This is a genomic window from Planktophila turicensis (SeqCode) (assembly GCF_965234405.1).
GTDB lineage: Bacteria > Actinomycetota > Actinomycetes > Nanopelagicales > Nanopelagicaceae > Planktophila > Planktophila turicensis.
In genome coordinates this window covers 95113-110603 of the sequence record NZ_OZ248346.1, presented here as the reverse complement: position 1 = coordinate 110603, position 15491 = coordinate 95113, and the positions used below count along the sequence as shown (strand labels likewise).

17 protein-coding genes and 1 tRNA gene are annotated in these 15491 nt (G+C 48.9%); 3 read left to right on the top strand and 15 right to left on the bottom strand.

Going from position 1 to position 15491, the window contains the following annotated elements; genetic code table 11:
- Position 1 precedes the first annotated feature (1 nt).
- Positions 2-772: an alpha/beta fold hydrolase gene (locus tag AC8GFK_RS00530; protein ID WP_506625292.1), complete on the top strand. Its 771-nt coding sequence runs from the start codon at positions 2-4 to the stop codon at positions 770-772.
- Here the strand turns inward: AC8GFK_RS00530 and AC8GFK_RS00525 are convergent, their stop codons facing one another.
- Together AC8GFK_RS00525 and AC8GFK_RS00520 are read right to left on the bottom strand one after the other, a co-directional pair.
- Positions 773-1291, bottom strand: a complete 519-nt coding sequence (locus tag AC8GFK_RS00525) for a beta-class carbonic anhydrase (protein WP_506625291.1) — start codon at positions 1289-1291, stop codon at positions 773-775.
- A 32-nt stretch (positions 1292-1323) separates the two neighbouring features.
- Positions 1324-1398: transfer RNA gene (locus AC8GFK_RS00520), tRNA-Thr, on the bottom strand.
- A gap of 129 nt (positions 1399-1527) precedes the next feature.
- On the opposite strand from AC8GFK_RS00520, the gene AC8GFK_RS00515 reads away from it, so the two are divergent.
- Positions 1528-4536 carry a glycoside hydrolase family 2 TIM barrel-domain containing protein gene (locus AC8GFK_RS00515; RefSeq protein ID WP_506625290.1) on the top strand — a complete coding sequence of 1003 codons (3009 nt, stop codon included), beginning with the start codon at positions 1528-1530 and terminating at the stop codon, positions 4534-4536.
- Here AC8GFK_RS00515 and AC8GFK_RS00510 read toward each other — a convergent pair.
- Genes AC8GFK_RS00510 through AC8GFK_RS00490 form a run of 5 tightly spaced genes read right to left on the bottom strand, consistent with a single transcriptional unit; the run spans position 4533 to position 9329 of the window.
- A complete protein-coding gene (locus tag AC8GFK_RS00510) occupies positions 4533-5312 on the bottom strand; it encodes an SGNH/GDSL hydrolase family protein (RefSeq protein ID WP_506625289.1) in 780 nt (259 codons plus the stop codon). The genes AC8GFK_RS00515 and AC8GFK_RS00510 overlap by 4 nt on opposite strands.
- A 17-nt stretch (positions 5313-5329) precedes the next feature.
- Positions 5330-6280: a 23S rRNA (guanosine(2251)-2'-O)-methyltransferase RlmB gene (gene rlmB, locus AC8GFK_RS00505; RefSeq protein ID WP_506625288.1), complete on the bottom strand. Its 951-nt coding sequence runs from the start codon at positions 6278-6280 to the stop codon at positions 5330-5332.
- Positions 6281-6282: 2 nt separating this feature from the next.
- The gene (gene cysS / locus AC8GFK_RS00500; RefSeq protein ID WP_506625287.1) at positions 6283-7686 is read right to left on the bottom strand and encodes a cysteine--tRNA ligase; all 1404 of its coding nucleotides are present in this window, start codon (positions 7684-7686) and stop codon (positions 6283-6285) included.
- 19 nt (positions 7687-7705) lie between these two features.
- Positions 7706-8827 carry a 2-C-methyl-D-erythritol 4-phosphate cytidylyltransferase gene (ispD, locus tag AC8GFK_RS00495; protein WP_506625286.1) on the bottom strand — a complete coding sequence of 374 codons (1122 nt, stop codon included), beginning with the start codon at positions 8825-8827 and terminating at the stop codon, positions 7706-7708.
- 19 nt (positions 8828-8846) lie between these two features.
- Entirely contained in the window at positions 8847-9329 is a 483-nt protein-coding gene (locus tag AC8GFK_RS00490; RefSeq protein WP_095530736.1) for a CarD family transcriptional regulator, read from the bottom strand.
- Positions 9330-9445: 116 nt separating this feature from the next.
- Between AC8GFK_RS00490 and AC8GFK_RS00485 the strand changes: the two genes are divergently transcribed.
- Positions 9446-9940, top strand: a complete 495-nt coding sequence (locus tag AC8GFK_RS00485) for a hypothetical protein (protein ID WP_506625285.1) — start codon at positions 9446-9448, stop codon at positions 9938-9940.
- A 3-nt stretch (positions 9941-9943) separates the two neighbouring features.
- Here AC8GFK_RS00485 and AC8GFK_RS00480 read toward each other — a convergent pair whose 3' ends face one another.
- From AC8GFK_RS00480 to AC8GFK_RS00445, 8 genes are all read right to left on the bottom strand, one after another.
- Positions 9944-10693, bottom strand: a complete 750-nt coding sequence (locus AC8GFK_RS00480) for a phosphoglyceromutase (RefSeq protein ID WP_506625284.1) — start codon at positions 10691-10693, stop codon at positions 9944-9946.
- Between the two features lie 18 nt (positions 10694-10711).
- Complete coding sequence (locus tag AC8GFK_RS00475; protein WP_506625283.1) at positions 10712-11191, bottom strand: type III secretion system chaperone family protein; 480 nt, start codon at positions 11189-11191, stop codon at positions 10712-10714.
- Positions 11192-12451: a D-inositol-3-phosphate glycosyltransferase gene (gene mshA / locus AC8GFK_RS00470; RefSeq protein WP_506625282.1), complete on the bottom strand. Its 1260-nt coding sequence runs from the start codon at positions 12449-12451 to the stop codon at positions 11192-11194. It lies immediately after the preceding gene.
- Between the two features lie 20 nt (positions 12452-12471).
- Positions 12472-13392 (bottom strand): asparaginase, encoded by a 921-nt coding sequence (locus AC8GFK_RS00465; RefSeq protein ID WP_506625281.1) that lies wholly within the window; start codon positions 13390-13392, stop codon positions 12472-12474.
- Positions 13393-13893 carry a heme-binding beta-barrel domain-containing protein gene (locus tag AC8GFK_RS00460; RefSeq protein ID WP_506625280.1) on the bottom strand — a complete coding sequence of 167 codons (501 nt, stop codon included), beginning with the start codon at positions 13891-13893 and terminating at the stop codon, positions 13393-13395.
- Positions 13893-14027 (bottom strand): hypothetical protein, encoded by a 135-nt coding sequence (locus AC8GFK_RS00455; protein ID WP_257789649.1) that lies wholly within the window; start codon positions 14025-14027, stop codon positions 13893-13895. Before AC8GFK_RS00455 ends, AC8GFK_RS00460 begins: the two co-directional genes overlap by 1 nt.
- A 91-nt stretch (positions 14028-14118) precedes the next feature.
- Positions 14119-15024 (bottom strand): CAF17-like 4Fe-4S cluster assembly/insertion protein YgfZ, encoded by a 906-nt coding sequence (ygfZ, locus tag AC8GFK_RS00450; protein ID WP_506625279.1) that lies wholly within the window; start codon positions 15022-15024, stop codon positions 14119-14121.
- Positions 15025-15057: 33 nt separating this feature from the next.
- Positions 15058-15465 (bottom strand): Fur family transcriptional regulator, encoded by a 408-nt coding sequence (locus tag AC8GFK_RS00445; RefSeq protein ID WP_095530744.1) that lies wholly within the window; start codon positions 15463-15465, stop codon positions 15058-15060.
- Positions 15466-15491 lie beyond the last annotated feature (26 nt).

Genomic DNA, 15491 nt, shown 5'->3' with positions numbered 1-15491 from the left:
AATGCCGCAATACCTAAACGTTGATGGCCATCAGGTCTATTCATACGAATGGGATAACAATGGCGAAGCAGTCTTATTGCTTCACGGTGGTTTAAGCCAGACTGCTCACTGGGCTGATCAGATTGTTCCTGATCTCGATGGATATCACGTGTACGGATACGACCGTTCGTCCCATGGATTCACCTCGTACCGTCAAGAGAGTATCAACTTTAAATATCAAGTTCGCGAAGCTATCGCCTATCTCGAAACTGTTGTGAAAGAGCCCGCACATATCATCGGGTGGAGCGACGGTGGCATTATCGGACTCTTTATCGCGATTCAACGCCCTGATTTAGTGAAATCCCTAGTTTCCATCGCAGCAAACTTCCACTTCACCGGAACAGTTCCTGAGTTTGAGATGAATCCGATCTCCGAAGAAGATCGCGCTGAATTTGCGACCTACTCTCCTGACTCCCCTGAAACGCTCGATCGTATCCACCAACATTTCCATGAGATGTGGAAATCAGAGCCAGATATTCCACTGAGCGATATTGCACAGATACAGTGCCCAGTACTGGTGATGGCCGGCGATGATGATGTCATTCAACATGAACACACACTTGAATTATTTCGCGCCTTACCTCTTGGTCAATTAGCAATTGTCCCTGGAACTTCGCATATCTTGCCAAAAGAGAAACCAGGCCTTGTCAATCTCCTGATTACAGAATTTCTTGAGGATTTAAGCTACCCAATTACCAAGATGCCAATTCGCAGAACAAACCCTGCAAATTAATTAACCTTCAAAAGGTTCGATTGATCCTGTCTTCACATCATAAATAGCGCCAGCAACAACAACGCCTTCACGCAACAGCGGATACGAGCGAATACGGTTTAAATCGCTAGCAAGAGATCCGCGCTGATCACGAGATGTGCGAAATTCAAGACTTGATGTATTGACGCCATATTGCTCATCGATCAACTTATGGAAATCGGCCTCATCATTTTCTGCCATCTTGCAATCTGTATGTGGCATTACCAAGATGCGATTGACGTTAAGAAGATAGGTGGCAAGAACCAGGGTACGAATTACGTCTTCTGTGACTCGAGCACCTGCGTTACGAAGAATCTTGGCATCTCCTGATCGCAAACCAATTACTGACAATGGATTGATGCGTGAATCCATGCAGGTGACGATTGCTAAGCCTTTTGCAGCTGAACCTGTAAGTCCGGAGTATTTAAATGTCTTCTGGTATTCAACATTTGCTGCCAAGAGATCATCGAAAGAATCATGAGGAAATGAGTTATTAGACATTGTGACTCCTCCCGTAATCGATGGAGTAATACTGGAGCCCCCCATCCGGATTGAACGGATGACCTGCTCATTACAAGTGAGCTGCTCTACCACTGAGCTAGGGAGGCGTACTGCGGGCGTAATTATGGCAGTTATTGGCAGATTGTAAAAATCGTAGATTTCCACCCTAAAAAGCAACCTTTTCGTGACCTTTTTTTACATTCATTTAAGCGCAGTGGGGTGAGAGGATTGCCGACATGTTGCCTAACTACTGGATGAGCCCCGAGACAAATTCAATCAACCGACTTGGAATGCTTCATATCGAGCACTTCGAAACTCTTTCACTAGATGGCACTTGGCGCTTCCAGCTACTGCACTCACCAACAGAGAGCGTACGCAAACGTTGGAGCAAGATTGCAGTTCCTGGTTTGTGGACGATGCAACCAACGAGCGATGTATTTTTCGATAAGCCGATCTACACAAACGTGCAGATGCCATGGGATCACATTGCACCAGAAGTTCCGCAAGAGAACCCAACAGGAATTTATGAGCGCGACTTCGACTTGCCACTGTCTTGGGATAACAAGCGCGTTGTCTTGCACTTAGGTGGATTTGAATCCGTTGCAGTCATTAATGTCAACGGTGTTGAAGTTGGTATGACTAAGGATTCTCGTCTCGCCGCAGAGTTCGACATCACTTCTGTTGTAAAGCGCGATCGCAACGTGATGCGTATTGCGGTGACCAAGTGGTCTGATGCCACATACATTGAAGATCAAGATCAGTGGTGGCACGGTGGCATCACTCGTTCAGTAAAGCTCTATGCAACAGAACATGTCTTCATTGAAAAGTTTGCAACAACTGCCGGCCTTAAGGCAGATGGCACAACCGGTACTTTGAAAGTTGAAGCAATCATCGGTTCTATAAACGGCAAGGCGACAGATGGCTACACACTTCGCACATCGATTGAAGAGTTGCCTAAGGTAAAGAGCGCTCAGCTTTCGCAGACGCTCAAGAAGCATGTCGCTCCTATCTGGACCGAGATGACAGCCGAGATGATCAACGCCAACCGCAAGCACTTTGCTGGCGAATTCTGGGATGGCAATATGCCGGAAAGCGATCGTTTGGCCCTTGAAGCAATTAAGCAGCCATGGCCAGGCCGAATCGTGCTTGAAACAACGATTCCAAAGGTGGCTGCTTGGTCTGCTGAAACCCCTAATTTATACACACTTCGCATCGAACTGGTCGGCCCTAACGGCATCGTTAAAGAAGTTTCACAGCAGCGCATCGGTTTCCGCTCAGTTGAAATCAAGGGTCGCGAACTCTTGGTTAACGGCAAACTTATTTACATCTACGGCGTTAATCGCCACGACTTCAACCGCCACACAGGCCGCGTTCTAAGCCGTGAAGATATGCGTCAAGATTTGCTTGAGATGAAACGATGGAACTTCAACGCAGTGCGCACATCGCACTATCCAAATGATCCTGCTTTCTACGATCTCTGCGATGAACTCGGTTTCTACGTCATCGATGAAGCAAATATCGAATCACATGCTTTCTACGATTCAATCTCAAATGATCCACGTTATGCATCAGCTTTCGTTGAGCGCGTAGGCCGTATGGTCCAGCGCGATATGCACCACCCCTGCGTCATCTTCTGGTCACTCGGAAATGAATCAGGTCGCGGCAAGAACCATGAAGCTGCTGCGGCCTTTGCTCGTGCACTCGATCCATCACGTCCACTTCACTACGAAGGTGGCATCAATGGAGATTGGCGCGGCGGTCACTCAATGACCGATGTTGTCAGCCCAATGTATCCATCAATCAAAGCAATTCTTTCCTACGCAAAATCAGGTCGCCAAGATCGCCCATTGATTATGTGCGAGTACTCGCATGCGATGGGTAACTCCAATGGAAATCTCAAGGAATATTGGGATGCAATCCATTCCACACCTGGTCTACAAGGTGGATTCATCTGGGAATTCTGGGATCACGGAATCGAACAGACACTTGCCGACGGTTCTAAGCGTTCTGCATACGGCGGAGACTTCGGCGAAACTCGCCACGATGGAAACTTTGTCTGCGATGGAATGGTCTTCCCGGACCGCACACCAAAGCCTGCAATGCACGAGATGAAAGCGATTGCATCTCCCGTCGTTATCTCAACAACCAAGGCATCAACAGGAACTTTCACTGTCACCAACCGCCAATACTTCAAGGATGTAGCTGATTTTGAAGCGTTTTGGAGTATCAATCGCAACGGAGAAGTAATCGATAGCGGCAAGGTTGTACTGCCAAAGATTGCTCCACAGAAGAGCGCAAAGATTTCAATCAAATCCAAGGCACTTCTTAAGCCAGATGGAACTGGCGAACGTTTCATTAACTTCACAATCGTGCAGAAGAACCGCACTGATTGGGCACCAGCAGGACATGAAGTCGGCTGGAACCAATTCGCACTTCCTTCACGTAAGGAAACAATCGGAACAGCAAAGACATCAGAGCTCTTTGAAAACGCTGTTGATGATGCTGGCGAGATTCAGATTCCTTACGGAGTATTCGCCCCAGAACTTTCCTTGTGGCGCGCACCAACAGATAACGATCGCATCGCACAAATTGCATCAAAGTGGGAGCGCTACGGCGTTCGCAAACTCGAGCGCACCGATTGCACAATTACTGAGACTACAAAGTCTTACAAGGTAACGAGCGAATGGAAGACAAGCACCGGCTTTAAGGTCAAGCAGGTTCAACTTGTCACACCAGTTGCTGGCGGTTATTCAGTCAAGGAGACCATCACGGTTCCAAAGCAGTTCGAAGACTTAGCACGTGTTGGTATTAACTTCGAAATCGATGGTGCATTAAGTAATTACACCTACTTCGGTACCGGTTCAAATGAAACCTATCCAGATCGCAAGATTGGACGCGTTCACCAGTGGGTCTCAACTGTTGAAGATCAATATGTTCCTTATGTTCGCCCACAAGAAAATGGTGGCCATGCAGGAGTTCGTTGGTTTGCACTCACTAACAACGAAGGCCACGGCGTTCGTATTGATCTAGATAAGCCACGTCAGGTATCGGCAACACCATTTAGAGCTGCGCAGCTTGCTGATGCAACCCACGATGTTGAGCTAGTTCCAACAGGAAACACAATTGTTCATATCGATGCTGCACACCGCGGTGTTGGAACCGCTTCCTGTGGTCCAGATACCCTGCCTGCATACCTAGTATCTGGCGGTACTTATAGCTTTACCTGGACCGTTCGAGCGATTTAGTTAAGAGGCCACTTCACTGGCGTTGGGTATTTAGCACTACGCCCATCGCCAGATGATTTGCCTTGAATGCGTCGCAAGATCCATGGCAATGCAAAGACAAAGAACCATGCAACAGTGACGCCCTTTTCAACAATCCACGGTGTCTTCTTTGCCGGTGGCAACGGTGTGCGCCAACCTGGATCAAATGGAAGATCAAGTCTTTCGAGCACAGCGTCAGCACATCGCTTATGGCCTTCAGCATTTAAGTGCAGGCGATCAAATGCTAAGAAGCGGCGATCGCTAAAGAATTTCTCTTGGTTGGCATCAACAACAATTGCGCCAACTTCAGCGCCCACTGCACGAACACCTTTATTAAATTCAGAGAATCGCTTCTCCCAAATTTCAGAACCTCTACCTTTATTGCCAGTGTTTTCGAGAACGGTAAAGAGCATCAAAGTTGCACCGGACTTTGCAATCAAGCGCACAGCTTCTTGATACAACGGAATAGCAATCGATGCTTGGTATCCAGGACGGAGTGCATCGTTAGCGCCTGCGTGGAACGAAACCAAAGTGTCAGGGCCCGTCACAAATGCCAGTGCTGTTGGAACCTGGTCTTCAACAACCTGGCCGATAAGTTTTCCGCGCACTGCCAGATTCATATAAGTGAAATCAGCATGTGCATCAGCCATCACATCGGCAACGCGATCTGCCCATCCGCGGTATTTGCCATCAACGACTTCATCCGTCATTCCTTCAGAGTATGAATCTCCGCAGACGATGAAACGTTGAAATGCCATTGTTGTATACCTAAGCCTTAGCCCTTACGGCGAGCCTCATCTACTGCGTACAAAGCAATTGATGTTGCAACAGATGCGTTAAGTGATTCAGTTGATGCGCTGATTGGAATAGAGACAATCAGGTCGCACTTTTCGCGAGTTAGGCGAGCAAGTCCCTTGCCTTCTGAACCCACGATAATCATGAGTTTTTCAGTTGCTACCTTCATATCTGCAATAGCTACATCTGATTCGCCATCAAGACCGACGATAAAGCAGCCAAGCTTCTTTGCTTCATCGATAGTGCGAGCAAGGTTTGTTACCTGAGCGATTGGCAGACGAGCAGCAGCACCGGCAGAAGATTTCCAAGCAGATGCTGTCATTCCTGCTGCGCGACGTTCTGTCATCAAGACACCAGAGGCACCGAAAGCAGCCGCAGAACGAACAATTGCTCCCAAATTACGTGGATCAGTTACGCCATCGAGTGCAACGAGCAACATTGGATTCTTTGCGCGCTGAACAATCTCTTCAAATGATGAGTATTGGAAAGGCTTAATCGCAAGGATGATTCCTTGGCTATTAGGAGAAATTCCTTCAACTTCAGCACGATGTGCTTCGCGGATAGAAAGTCCGTGGTTCAGAGCAATCTGCAAGCTTTCAGCAACGCGATCATCGACATCGATGCTGCGTGCAACCAAGAGTTCAGTTGCTGGAACAGATTCGCGCAGCGCTTCTAGAACTGCGTTACGACCTGCCACGATTTCACCACGTGGTGCATCGCCCTTTGAAAACTTACGAGTTGTTGCTGGCTTCTTTGCAGCAGACTTTTCAGCAGCCTTCTTACGCTTTGCAGCTGCGTGATAAGGACGGTCTTCAGCCTTAGGTGTTGGTCCCTTACCTTCAAGGCGGCGCTTATTGTTTCCGCCAGTTCCAGCTGATGGGCCCTTCTTGGATTTACGAACTGCACCGCGAGGTTTTGCATTACCGGCCATTGTTATTTTCCATCTCTAGAGATTGACCAACGTGGCCCTTGTGCAGTGTCTTCAATAGTAATTCCAAGTGCAGCTAAGCCATCGCGAATTGAATCTGATGCCGCAAAATCTTTACGCTCGCGCGCTGCTGTGCGCTGAGCAAGTGCCAACTGAATAACGCCATCAAGGGCTGTGGTCATATCTTCACCAGCGGCCGCAGTTGCGAATGCTGGATCAAATGGGTCGCAGCCAAGGACTTCAAGAGCCCCGCGGATTTCATTGGCAGAGGCAGCAATAACAGCCTGATCTCCTGCAGTAATCGCGCTATTTCCCGCACGTAGTGCTTCAGAGATCGAAGCAAGCGCTGTCGGGACAGCTAAATCATCATTCATAGCATCGGTAAATGCCTGGCTAATAACCGGTGTTGGCTGAGTACCAAGAATTTCAACTGAACGAGTGAGGAATCCTTCTATGCGACGGAACGCTGTTGCAGATTCTGCCAACGCTTCATGTGAGAACTCGAGCATTGAACGATAGTGAGCAGAACCCAAATACCAACGAAGTTCGATTCCGCGAACACTCTTCAGCAATTCATGCACCTGGAGTGAGTTACCCAAAGACTTCGACATCTTTTCACCGGACGCGGTCACCCACGCGTTATGTAACCAGCGCTTAGCAAAGGCAAAGCCAGCAGCTTCAGATTGTGCAATCTCGTTCTCGTGATGAGGGAAGATCAAATCAAGTCCGCCACCGTGGATATCAAATGCTTCACCTAAATACTGATGCGCCATCGCAGAACATTCGAGGTGCCATCCGGGACGTCCTGGTCCCCACGGAGTTGGCCATGATGGGTCACCTGGCTTTGCAGCCTTCCACAACGCGAAGTCGCGTGGATCTTTCTTGTAAGTCTCATCCGCGTCCGCTGCCGGCTGAAGATCATCAAGTTTCTGACGAGAAAGAGTTAAGTAAGAAGAAAGTTTGCGAACTTCAAGGTAGACATCGCCATTGCCAGGCGCGTATGCAGCGCCCTTTTCAATGAGCAACTGCATAAGTTCGATCATCTGAGTGACATGGCCTGTAGCGCGTGGTTCATATGTTGGTGGCAAAACGTTTAAAGCGGCGTATGCATCAGTAAATGCACGCTCGTACTTCATAGCAACTGCCCACCAAGGCATTTCCTCGTGCACTGCCTTATGCAAAATCTTGTCATCGATATCTGTGACGTTACGAATAAATGTGACGTTGTAACCAGACTTTGTTAACCAGCGACGCAAAATGTCGAAGTTAACACCAGAGCGCACATGGCCGATATGAGGAGGCGCCTGAACAGTTGCACCACAGAGATAAATACCAACTTCGCCCTTTTTCAAGGGAACAAATTCAGAGGTGGTTCGCGTTAGCGTGTCATATAAAGATAGCGAACTCATTAGGCAATTCTATCTTTACTTAAGCGTTCTTAATAACTAGCGCAGATGCAATCGCTGCAATGCCCTTGCCTTCACCGGTAAGGCCCATTCCATCGGTCGTTGTTGCAAGGATGGCAACCTCTGCCCCACCAAGCGCCTGCGAAAGCGTTGCGATAGCTTCGGCCCGACGAGCACCGATGCGCGGACGGTTGCCGATGATCTGAACGGAAACATGCGAGATCGAATATCCGCCCTTAGTAATAATTGCCAGAGTTTCCTTCAAGAGCGTGACTCCTGATGCACCTGCATATTCAGGACGTGATGTTCCGAAGTTGCTACCCAAATCACCAAGGCCAGTTGCTGCAAAGAGTGCGTCGCAGATTGCATGGGCTGCCACATCGCCATCAGAGTGGCCATCAACGCCAACTTCATCAGGCCAATGAAGACCAGCAAGCCAGAGCTCGCGACCTTCTCCAAATGCATGTGCATCAACGCCCACACCAGTACTAAATGTTGTGGCATCGCCTAAGAATGTAAGAGCTGTTGCTAAGTCTGAGGGAGTTGTAATTTTCAGTGCTCGCTCTTCACCAGCAATAACGCGCACTTTATGGCCCGCGCTGAGCGCCAGAGTTGAGTCATCTGTTGCATCTTGCGCACCCTGATGAATTGCGTTGAGGATTGAATATGAAAAACCTTGTGGAGTTTGAATACGACGTAACGGAGCACGATCAACTGCATTGATTACATAACCATCTGCGCCAACGTTCTGCAGAGTATCGACAACAGGAAGTGCTGGAACAACTGCAACATCGCCTGCCTTAAGTGACGCAACAACAGAAGCTGCTAATTCGCGAGTTGCCAGCGCACGCGCTGCATCGTGAACCAAGACAAAATCTGCGTTATCAATTGCGGCAAGCCCTGCTCGTACTGAATCAGAGCGAGTAGCGCCACCTGTAACAACAGTGACTGCATCTCCTACGAGTGCACGGATTTGATCTTCGAATCCAGCGGGAGCGGTGACAACAATCTGATCAACGACAGCAGACAACGATGACACAGCATGTTCAAGGAGTGTGCGATCGCCAAGTTGGATAAGCGCTTTTGGAATTGGCGCACCGAAGCGTTCGCCACTACCTGCGGCAGCGACGATTGCGGCGATCATGATGTGAGGCTAACGAAATTTAAGAAGCGAGAACCTCGTCAAGGAGAGTTGCAGCCTTCTCTTCATCTGTGCGCTCAGCAAGTGCGAGCTCAGAGACGAGAATCTGCTTCGCCTTGGCGAGCATGCGCTTTTCACCGGCAGAGAGTCCACGATCGAGATCGCGACGGTAGAGATCGCGCACAACTTCTGCGACCTTAATGACGTCTCCGGATGCAAGCTTTTCGAGGTTTGCCTTATAGCGACGTGACCAGTTTGTTGGCTCTTCGGTATATGGCTGACGAAGTACGTTAAATACACGATCGAGGCCAGCTGAATCGACGACATCGCGGACACCGACGAGATCTACATTATCCGCAGGTACGCGCACAGTGAGGTCGCCCTGAGCAACCTTGAGAACGAGGTAGGTCTTCTCTTCGCCCTTAATTACTCGAGTTTCGATTGCCTCGATAAGAGCTGCTCCGTGATGGGGATAAACAACGGTTTCGCCGACCTTGAATGTCATGTATTGCCCTTCGTTAGACGTCCAATTCTACCAGCCATCACTGACATCGAAAACCCCAGTTATCAGCCCTAAACCAGCGTCAAATAACGCTTATTTGACATGCGATAATTTGCCCCATGCGTCGTCCACATATTAAGAACTTCTCAATTGCACTCATTACATCTGCACTTGCTCTCTCATTGACAGCATGTTCAGGCGCTGGTCCAAACGCTTCAACACGTTTGATCAAGCAGGTAACAGATGGTGCTGAAGCAATGGTGAAGACAGATGGAAACGACCTCTCCATTACAAACCTTTTACTCGTTGCAACTGAAGATGGTTCAGCAGTAGTTGTCGGAACAATCGTTAACTACATGGACGAGAACGATGCACTGCTTGGAATTTCTGCAGGCGGAACATCAGCAACAATTACTGGCGAACAGAACCTTGTGAAGAACCAGCCACTTCGCTTTGAAGGCGAACAAGCAACATCAAAGGCTGTCTTTGCAGGAGTTGGCGCACAAGCTGGACGTAACGTTTCGTTGCAGCTTGCCTTTGCTCGCGCTGGCGTAGTCACCGTCAATGCAATCATCCGCGATAAGCGCGATGATTATGCAAACGTTACTAAGTAACTTTTACTTCTTACCCTGATTCGCAACCGCAGTGATTGCTTCAGCAGCAGCTGCAGGATCTAAGTATTCGCCGCCAGCTTTTACCGGCTTGAAATCTGCATCTAATTCATAGAGCAGTGGAATTCCTGTAGGAATATTTAGCCCGGCAATATCTTCATCAGAGATACCTTCAAGGTGCTTTACCAACGCACGCAATGAGTTGCCGTGAGCAGTAACAAGGACTGTCTTGCCGCTCTTTAGGTCAGGAATGATTGACTCGGTCCAGTACGGAACCATACGGACCACAACATCCTTAAGGCACTCTGTCAGAGGCAGATCTGCACCAAGGTCCGCGTAACGCGCATCGGCATCTTGTGAGAACTCAGAACCCTTTTCAATCAGCGGTGGTGGGGTGTCATACGAACGACGCCACAACATAAATTGCTCTTCGCCGTATTCAGCCAAGGTCTGCGCCTTGTCCTTGCCCTGCAGGGCCCCGTAGTGACGCTCATTAAGACGCCATGAACGCTTCACTGGGATCCAGTGGCGATCGCATGAATCAAGAGCCAACTGCGATGTGTGAATCGCACGGCGCAATAATGATGTGTGAACTACATCAGGCAACAACCCGCGCTCTGCCAATAACTTTCCACCGCGCGCAGCTTCAGCTTCACCTTTTTGCGAGAGTCTGACATCGACCCAACCGGTAAAGAGATTGAGGGCATTCCATTCGGATTCGCCATGGCGCAGGAGGATTAGTTTGAAGTTCGACATGAGGCGAATTCTCTCACATTAAACGAGGTGTTTGAATGCCTCAAGATTCGCTAAAGATTCTCCACGGCTTACTCGCCAAGCCCATTCGCGGCGAATTGCATCTGCAAAGCCTAATTCGAGCAATGGATTAAATGATGAATCCGAATACTGAAGCACCGAACCAATCAAGCGATCAATCTCTTTCGCATTGACTGCATCGAGTGGCAATCGCCCCACCAAGTAAATATCGCCCAATTCATTAATCGCAAAGGCAACTCCATACAGCGCAGCATTCTTCGCCATGCACCATTTATGCACTGCATCTTCATGGGTATCTGGTTTACGAATAACAAAAGCGTTAATACTCAAAGAGTGATCACCAACAATCAGCGCACAATGAGTCTGTAACTTATTCTCACCCGGCAGAGTCACCATAAAGGTGTTGTTATCTGAACGGTCGAAATCTAAATCATGGGATTGAAGAAAATCTTCAATGACCTCACGTGGATCAAGTGCCATTTAGCCGATGTTCTTCGCTTGCTCAGCACGTGCAGTTAAAACACGGTCATAAATATCAAGAGTTCCGCGAGATGTAGCATCCCAGCCGAAGTGCGATGCATGCTCGATTGCGCCCATGGAAAGAAGCACGCGACGCTGTGGTTCTTGCAGCAAACGAGCCAAAACAGATGACCACGCACGTGGATCATGTCCGTCTACAAGAACACCTGAAATACCGTCAGCGACAGCGGTGCGAAGTCCGCCAACTGCAGTAGCTACAACAGGTGTGCCACATGCCTGTGCTTCAAGTGCAACAAGACCAAAGCTTTCGGAATAACTTGGCACGCAGACTAAATCAGATGCGCGATACCACTGAGGTAATTCTTCACGTGGAACAGGAGGAGCAAAGCGAACAACATCATCAATGCCTAGCCAGGTTGTTAACTCTTTCAAACGTTCCACTTCTGATTGGTTCGCACCTGATGCGCCACCAATGATGTTGGAAATCAACTTGGTGCGTAGGTGCGGTGAGTGCGAAACAAGTTCAGCGATAGATCTAATCAATACCTCAGGGCCCTTATGTGGCTGAATACGGCCCACAAAGGTGATGATGTGTGAATCTTTATCAAGGCCCAGAACTTCACGAGCTGCAGCACGGCCTGCACCCGGGGTAAATACCTTCAGGTTCACACCAGGGCTTACAACCAGAACGTTATCTGGGCATGCTTCATAGAGAGATACCAAGCTGGCAGCTTCAGCATCGGTATTAGCAACCAGCGCATCGGCAGCTGCCACAACCTGGGTTTCACCCTGAACACGAATCATTGGCTCAGGAACTTCTCCTTCAGCCAAATTTAAATTCTTGACTCGCGCCATCGTGTGCATTGTGTGCACCAAAGGAATTTTGAGCTCTTTCGCAACTGGCATCGCGACCTTGCCGCTGATCCAGTAATGCGAATGAATTATGTCGTAACGAGTAGCAAGCAAAGCCTCTTTAAAGGCAACAGATAAATCAGGAATCAGCTTTGGTAAAAGTTCTTTTGTTACACCAGATACCGGCCCAACATTTAGTTGAATAACCCGCACGCCAGGTGCAACCTCAACAACATCAGCGACTTCGTTATTTGTACGACGCGTAAAGATATCTACCTGCACGCCCATCGCTGCCATGTTCTGCGCAGCTTCACAAACATAGATATTCATTCCACCGGCATCGCCAGTTCCCGCTTGATCAAGCGGTGAGGTATGCACCATCAAGGTGGCGATACGGCGGGAAGTCATAGGTGAAAGGGTACGCGCGTCTAGAAAGTAGCGCGAATGGTGCCGATGATTCGGTCACCACCAAGCACGTTTTCAGCCTCGTATGGGCTATCAATACCCAGACGCTTCAAACCTGCATGCACCAATACGCGGAATGGTCGAAGAGAACCATCTGCAACCTTAAATACCAGTGTGCGTCCATCAGGCATCGATGCAATCTCAACTGCTTCAGCGCCATCCTTCATATACAGACCAGGAACAGCCTCAATCATCTGCGTTGTTAAGCGACCTTTACCTGCAACCATTTCAGGAAATGCACGGGAAGCTTCCAAAACCGATTGGTGAATTGGATCAACAGAGATTGTGATTGCACGAATCGCGCGAGCCAAACCAATTACAGAAATCAAAAATAGCGGAGCGCCACAACCATCAGTTGAAGTCAGCGTGATTGTCTCTCCTGCAAGTGCTTCGAGTTCAGCCTTAATCGCAACCTGCAGCGGATGTGCTGGGTCTAAGTAATTCTCAATCGGCCAGCCATTAGTAACGCAGGTCAGCAACATCGCTGCATGCTTTCCGCTGCAATTCATTGAGATACGAGTCGCTGGCTTATCGCCCCACGCACGTCTTTCAGGTTCGCCCAGTGGCTTATCAAGCATGCACTGCAGAGCGCTTTCATCGAGTGACGCCATGCCCAAGATCTCACGAACGGCAGATAAATGCTCTTCAGAACCTGAATGGCTGGAACATCCGAGTGCCAATAAACGTGGCTCTAACTTCAACCCAGCACGCACCATTGCTGCGCCCTGTATTGATTTCACTGTAGAACGTGGAAAGAATAAATGTTCGATATCGCCCAGCGCTAAATTCACTGAACCATCTGAATTCAGCGCAACCAAATAACCGCGGTGTACAGATTCAACAACACCATCGCGTACGTACTCAGCTAATACTGCGTCGTTCATTTATTCGCTCTGACGCTCGAGAGTTGACCAGATATGTGCCTGAAGTTCTTGTCCTTCAGCAGCCATGTCATAAGCAAAGAACAATTCACCTTCAACAAGACCGTATAAACGCACGCCTGCTGTAACAATCTTTGCTGATGGCGCTGAATAACCTTGATCCATTACCAACTGAATCTTTGGGCCATCAAACTGTCCGACCCAACCTTCAGTAATGCCAGTGTTATGCGAGATAACAACTTCCAAGACTTTGTTTTCTTTCACGCGCCAGAAACCAGCTTCTGATGCCGCCGGACGAATGATTTCGCCATCTTTATCGATGATCCATGAACGTGAGTAGTAATTCATAAATGGGCGACCATCGTGGTTAAAGACCACTTCATGCGCATATTCAAAGGTTTCAATCGTTGGATATTCACCACGGCCCTTACCGCGCCAAGTACCGATCATCCACGCAAGCGGATTGAGATCAGGATGTAGTCCTTCGGGAATTGTGAAGGCCATTAGAGCCTGCCTCTCTTATATGTACGTCCATCGCGTGCCTGAGATTCGCGAGTACCGCGGATCCCATAAATAACGAGCCCCACACCCACAACAAGTGCGACTAGCGCCAGTACCACAGTTGTGAAGAGCTCCATGGGCTAAGAGTAACGGCTAGAACTTACGAACAGCCCACATGATTGCAAGGCATGCCAGTGAGACAAGAAAGAGTTGACCAAGAAATTTCACTTACGCCTCCACGATGATCTGTTGTGCGGCAGCCACTCCTTCAACGGTGAGCTGCGCATCAACTGGCGTATTGCGCTTAACAATCGCAAGAGCAATCGGACCCAATTCATGATGGCGAGCCACGGTACCTAGGAAACCAACTTGGACTTCACCGTTCATGACAGGAGTTCCTGACGGTGGCATCACAACAGCATGGCCATCAAGGTGCAACATCACCAAACGACGCGGTGGCTTGCCTAAGTTATAAATCTTTGCCACAGTCTCTTGCCCGCGGTAGCAACCCTTATTCATATGGACCGCACCGTTTAATACACCGAGCTCATTGGGAATCGTCTTAAAGTCAGTATCAATCCCATGTCGTGGGCGTCCTGCAGCAACTCGTTCTGCATCCAGTGCCCATGTACCAACCTGCATTGCAGTTGAATCAAATGCAGATTTCATCTCTTCAAGTTCTGCACGCGGTACCAAAGCAAACGGCCCACCAATTTCATTAGCAACACCAGGGGCGCGCATCACTGCAAAATCTTCGGTTGCGTCTCGTACTTCAACGCGCAACATAAATCGCATCTTGTTCAGGTAAGCAGATAGACCTTCAACAAAGTGTGGGTCCATCACAAGGTAAGAAGAAGTTCCGTCATCAACTACATTGAATTGATACTCAACATGTCCCTGCGGATCCAAGACCATCGCTGATGTCCAGGTACCTGCACCGAAATCAACTAAGTACTGTGTCGTTAAATCATGTAACCACTTCAGGCGATCTTCACCTGAAATTGCAATCACTGAAAGATGAGATAAATCTGCCCACGCTTTACCTTCGGCAAGCGCGCGTTGTTCTTTATTCGGTTCACCGAAATGCCAGATAGCGCCCTTATCGGGGCCTTCTTCAACAAATACGGCTGTCATGCTCGTAAGTCTACGAGCGCCAGGTGATAACTGCTATTTAACGCAGGCAGCACAGGTGCCATAGATGGCAAAGTGCGTGACATCGGTCTTAAAGCCGTAGTCATCAGAAAGATTCTGCACGAAGTTCGCTGCAACATCGATTGGTGCGTCTCCTACAGATCCGCAAGTACCGCAGACAAGGTGCAAGTGCGTGAGCTCCTCAGCTGCGTGATACGTCGCTCCACCGTGTCCAAGGTGTGTGTGCTGAACAAGGCCAACGTTTTCAAGTGTTTCAAGGTTGCGATAAACAGTTGAGAGGTTGATACCAGGATGTGTCTGGCGCACCTTCTCGGCAACTTCTTCAGGTGTCGCATGTCCCAACGCACGAACAGCAGACAAAACAAGTTCGCGCTGCGGAGTAAGGCGTAAGCCCTTTTCGTGGAGTTCGTGTTTTTCAGCCATGTTTGAAGTCTACTTTCTTATCTCGG

Bases quoted from the DNA above. Each gene is read 5' to 3' on its own strand.
- AC8GFK_RS00530 (WP_506625292.1), top strand. From the start codon at position 2: ATGCCGCAATACCTAAACGTTGATGGCCATCAGGTCTATTCATACGAA.
- AC8GFK_RS00525 (WP_506625291.1), bottom strand. From the start codon at position 1,291: ATGTCTAATAACTCATTTCCTCATGATTCTTTCGATGATCTCTTGGCA.
- AC8GFK_RS00515 (WP_506625290.1), top strand. From the start codon at position 1,528: ATGTTGCCTAACTACTGGATGAGCCCCGAGACAAATTCAATCAACCGA.
- AC8GFK_RS00510 (WP_506625289.1), bottom strand. From the start codon at position 5,312: ATGGCATTTCAACGTTTCATCGTCTGCGGAGATTCATACTCTGAAGGA.
- rlmB (WP_506625288.1), bottom strand. From the start codon at position 6,280: ATGGCCGGTAATGCAAAACCTCGCGGTGCAGTTCGTAAATCCAAGAAG.
- cysS (WP_506625287.1), bottom strand. From the start codon at position 7,686: ATGAGTTCGCTATCTTTATATGACACGCTAACGCGAACCACCTCTGAA.
- ispD (WP_506625286.1), bottom strand. From the start codon at position 8,827: ATGATCGCCGCAATCGTCGCTGCCGCAGGTAGTGGCGAACGCTTCGGT.
- AC8GFK_RS00490 (WP_095530736.1), bottom strand. From the start codon at position 9,329: ATGACATTCAAGGTCGGCGAAACCGTTGTTTATCCCCATCACGGAGCA.
- AC8GFK_RS00485 (WP_506625285.1), top strand. From the start codon at position 9,446: ATGCGTCGTCCACATATTAAGAACTTCTCAATTGCACTCATTACATCT.
- AC8GFK_RS00480 (WP_506625284.1), bottom strand. From the start codon at position 10,693: ATGTCGAACTTCAAACTAATCCTCCTGCGCCATGGCGAATCCGAATGG.
- AC8GFK_RS00475 (WP_506625283.1), bottom strand. From the start codon at position 11,191: ATGGCACTTGATCCACGTGAGGTCATTGAAGATTTTCTTCAATCCCAT.
- mshA (WP_506625282.1), bottom strand. From the start codon at position 12,451: ATGACTTCCCGCCGTATCGCCACCTTGATGGTGCATACCTCACCGCTT.
- AC8GFK_RS00465 (WP_506625281.1), bottom strand. From the start codon at position 13,392: ATGAACGACGCAGTATTAGCTGAGTACGTACGCGATGGTGTTGTTGAA.
- AC8GFK_RS00460 (WP_506625280.1), bottom strand. From the start codon at position 13,893: ATGGCCTTCACAATTCCCGAAGGACTACATCCTGATCTCAATCCGCTT.
- AC8GFK_RS00455 (WP_257789649.1), bottom strand. From the start codon at position 14,027: ATGGAGCTCTTCACAACTGTGGTACTGGCGCTAGTCGCACTTGTTGTG.
- ygfZ (WP_506625279.1), bottom strand. From the start codon at position 15,024: ATGACAGCCGTATTTGTTGAAGAAGGCCCCGATAAGGGCGCTATCTGG.
- AC8GFK_RS00445 (WP_095530744.1), bottom strand. From the start codon at position 15,465: ATGGCTGAAAAACACGAACTCCACGAAAAGGGCTTACGCCTTACTCCG.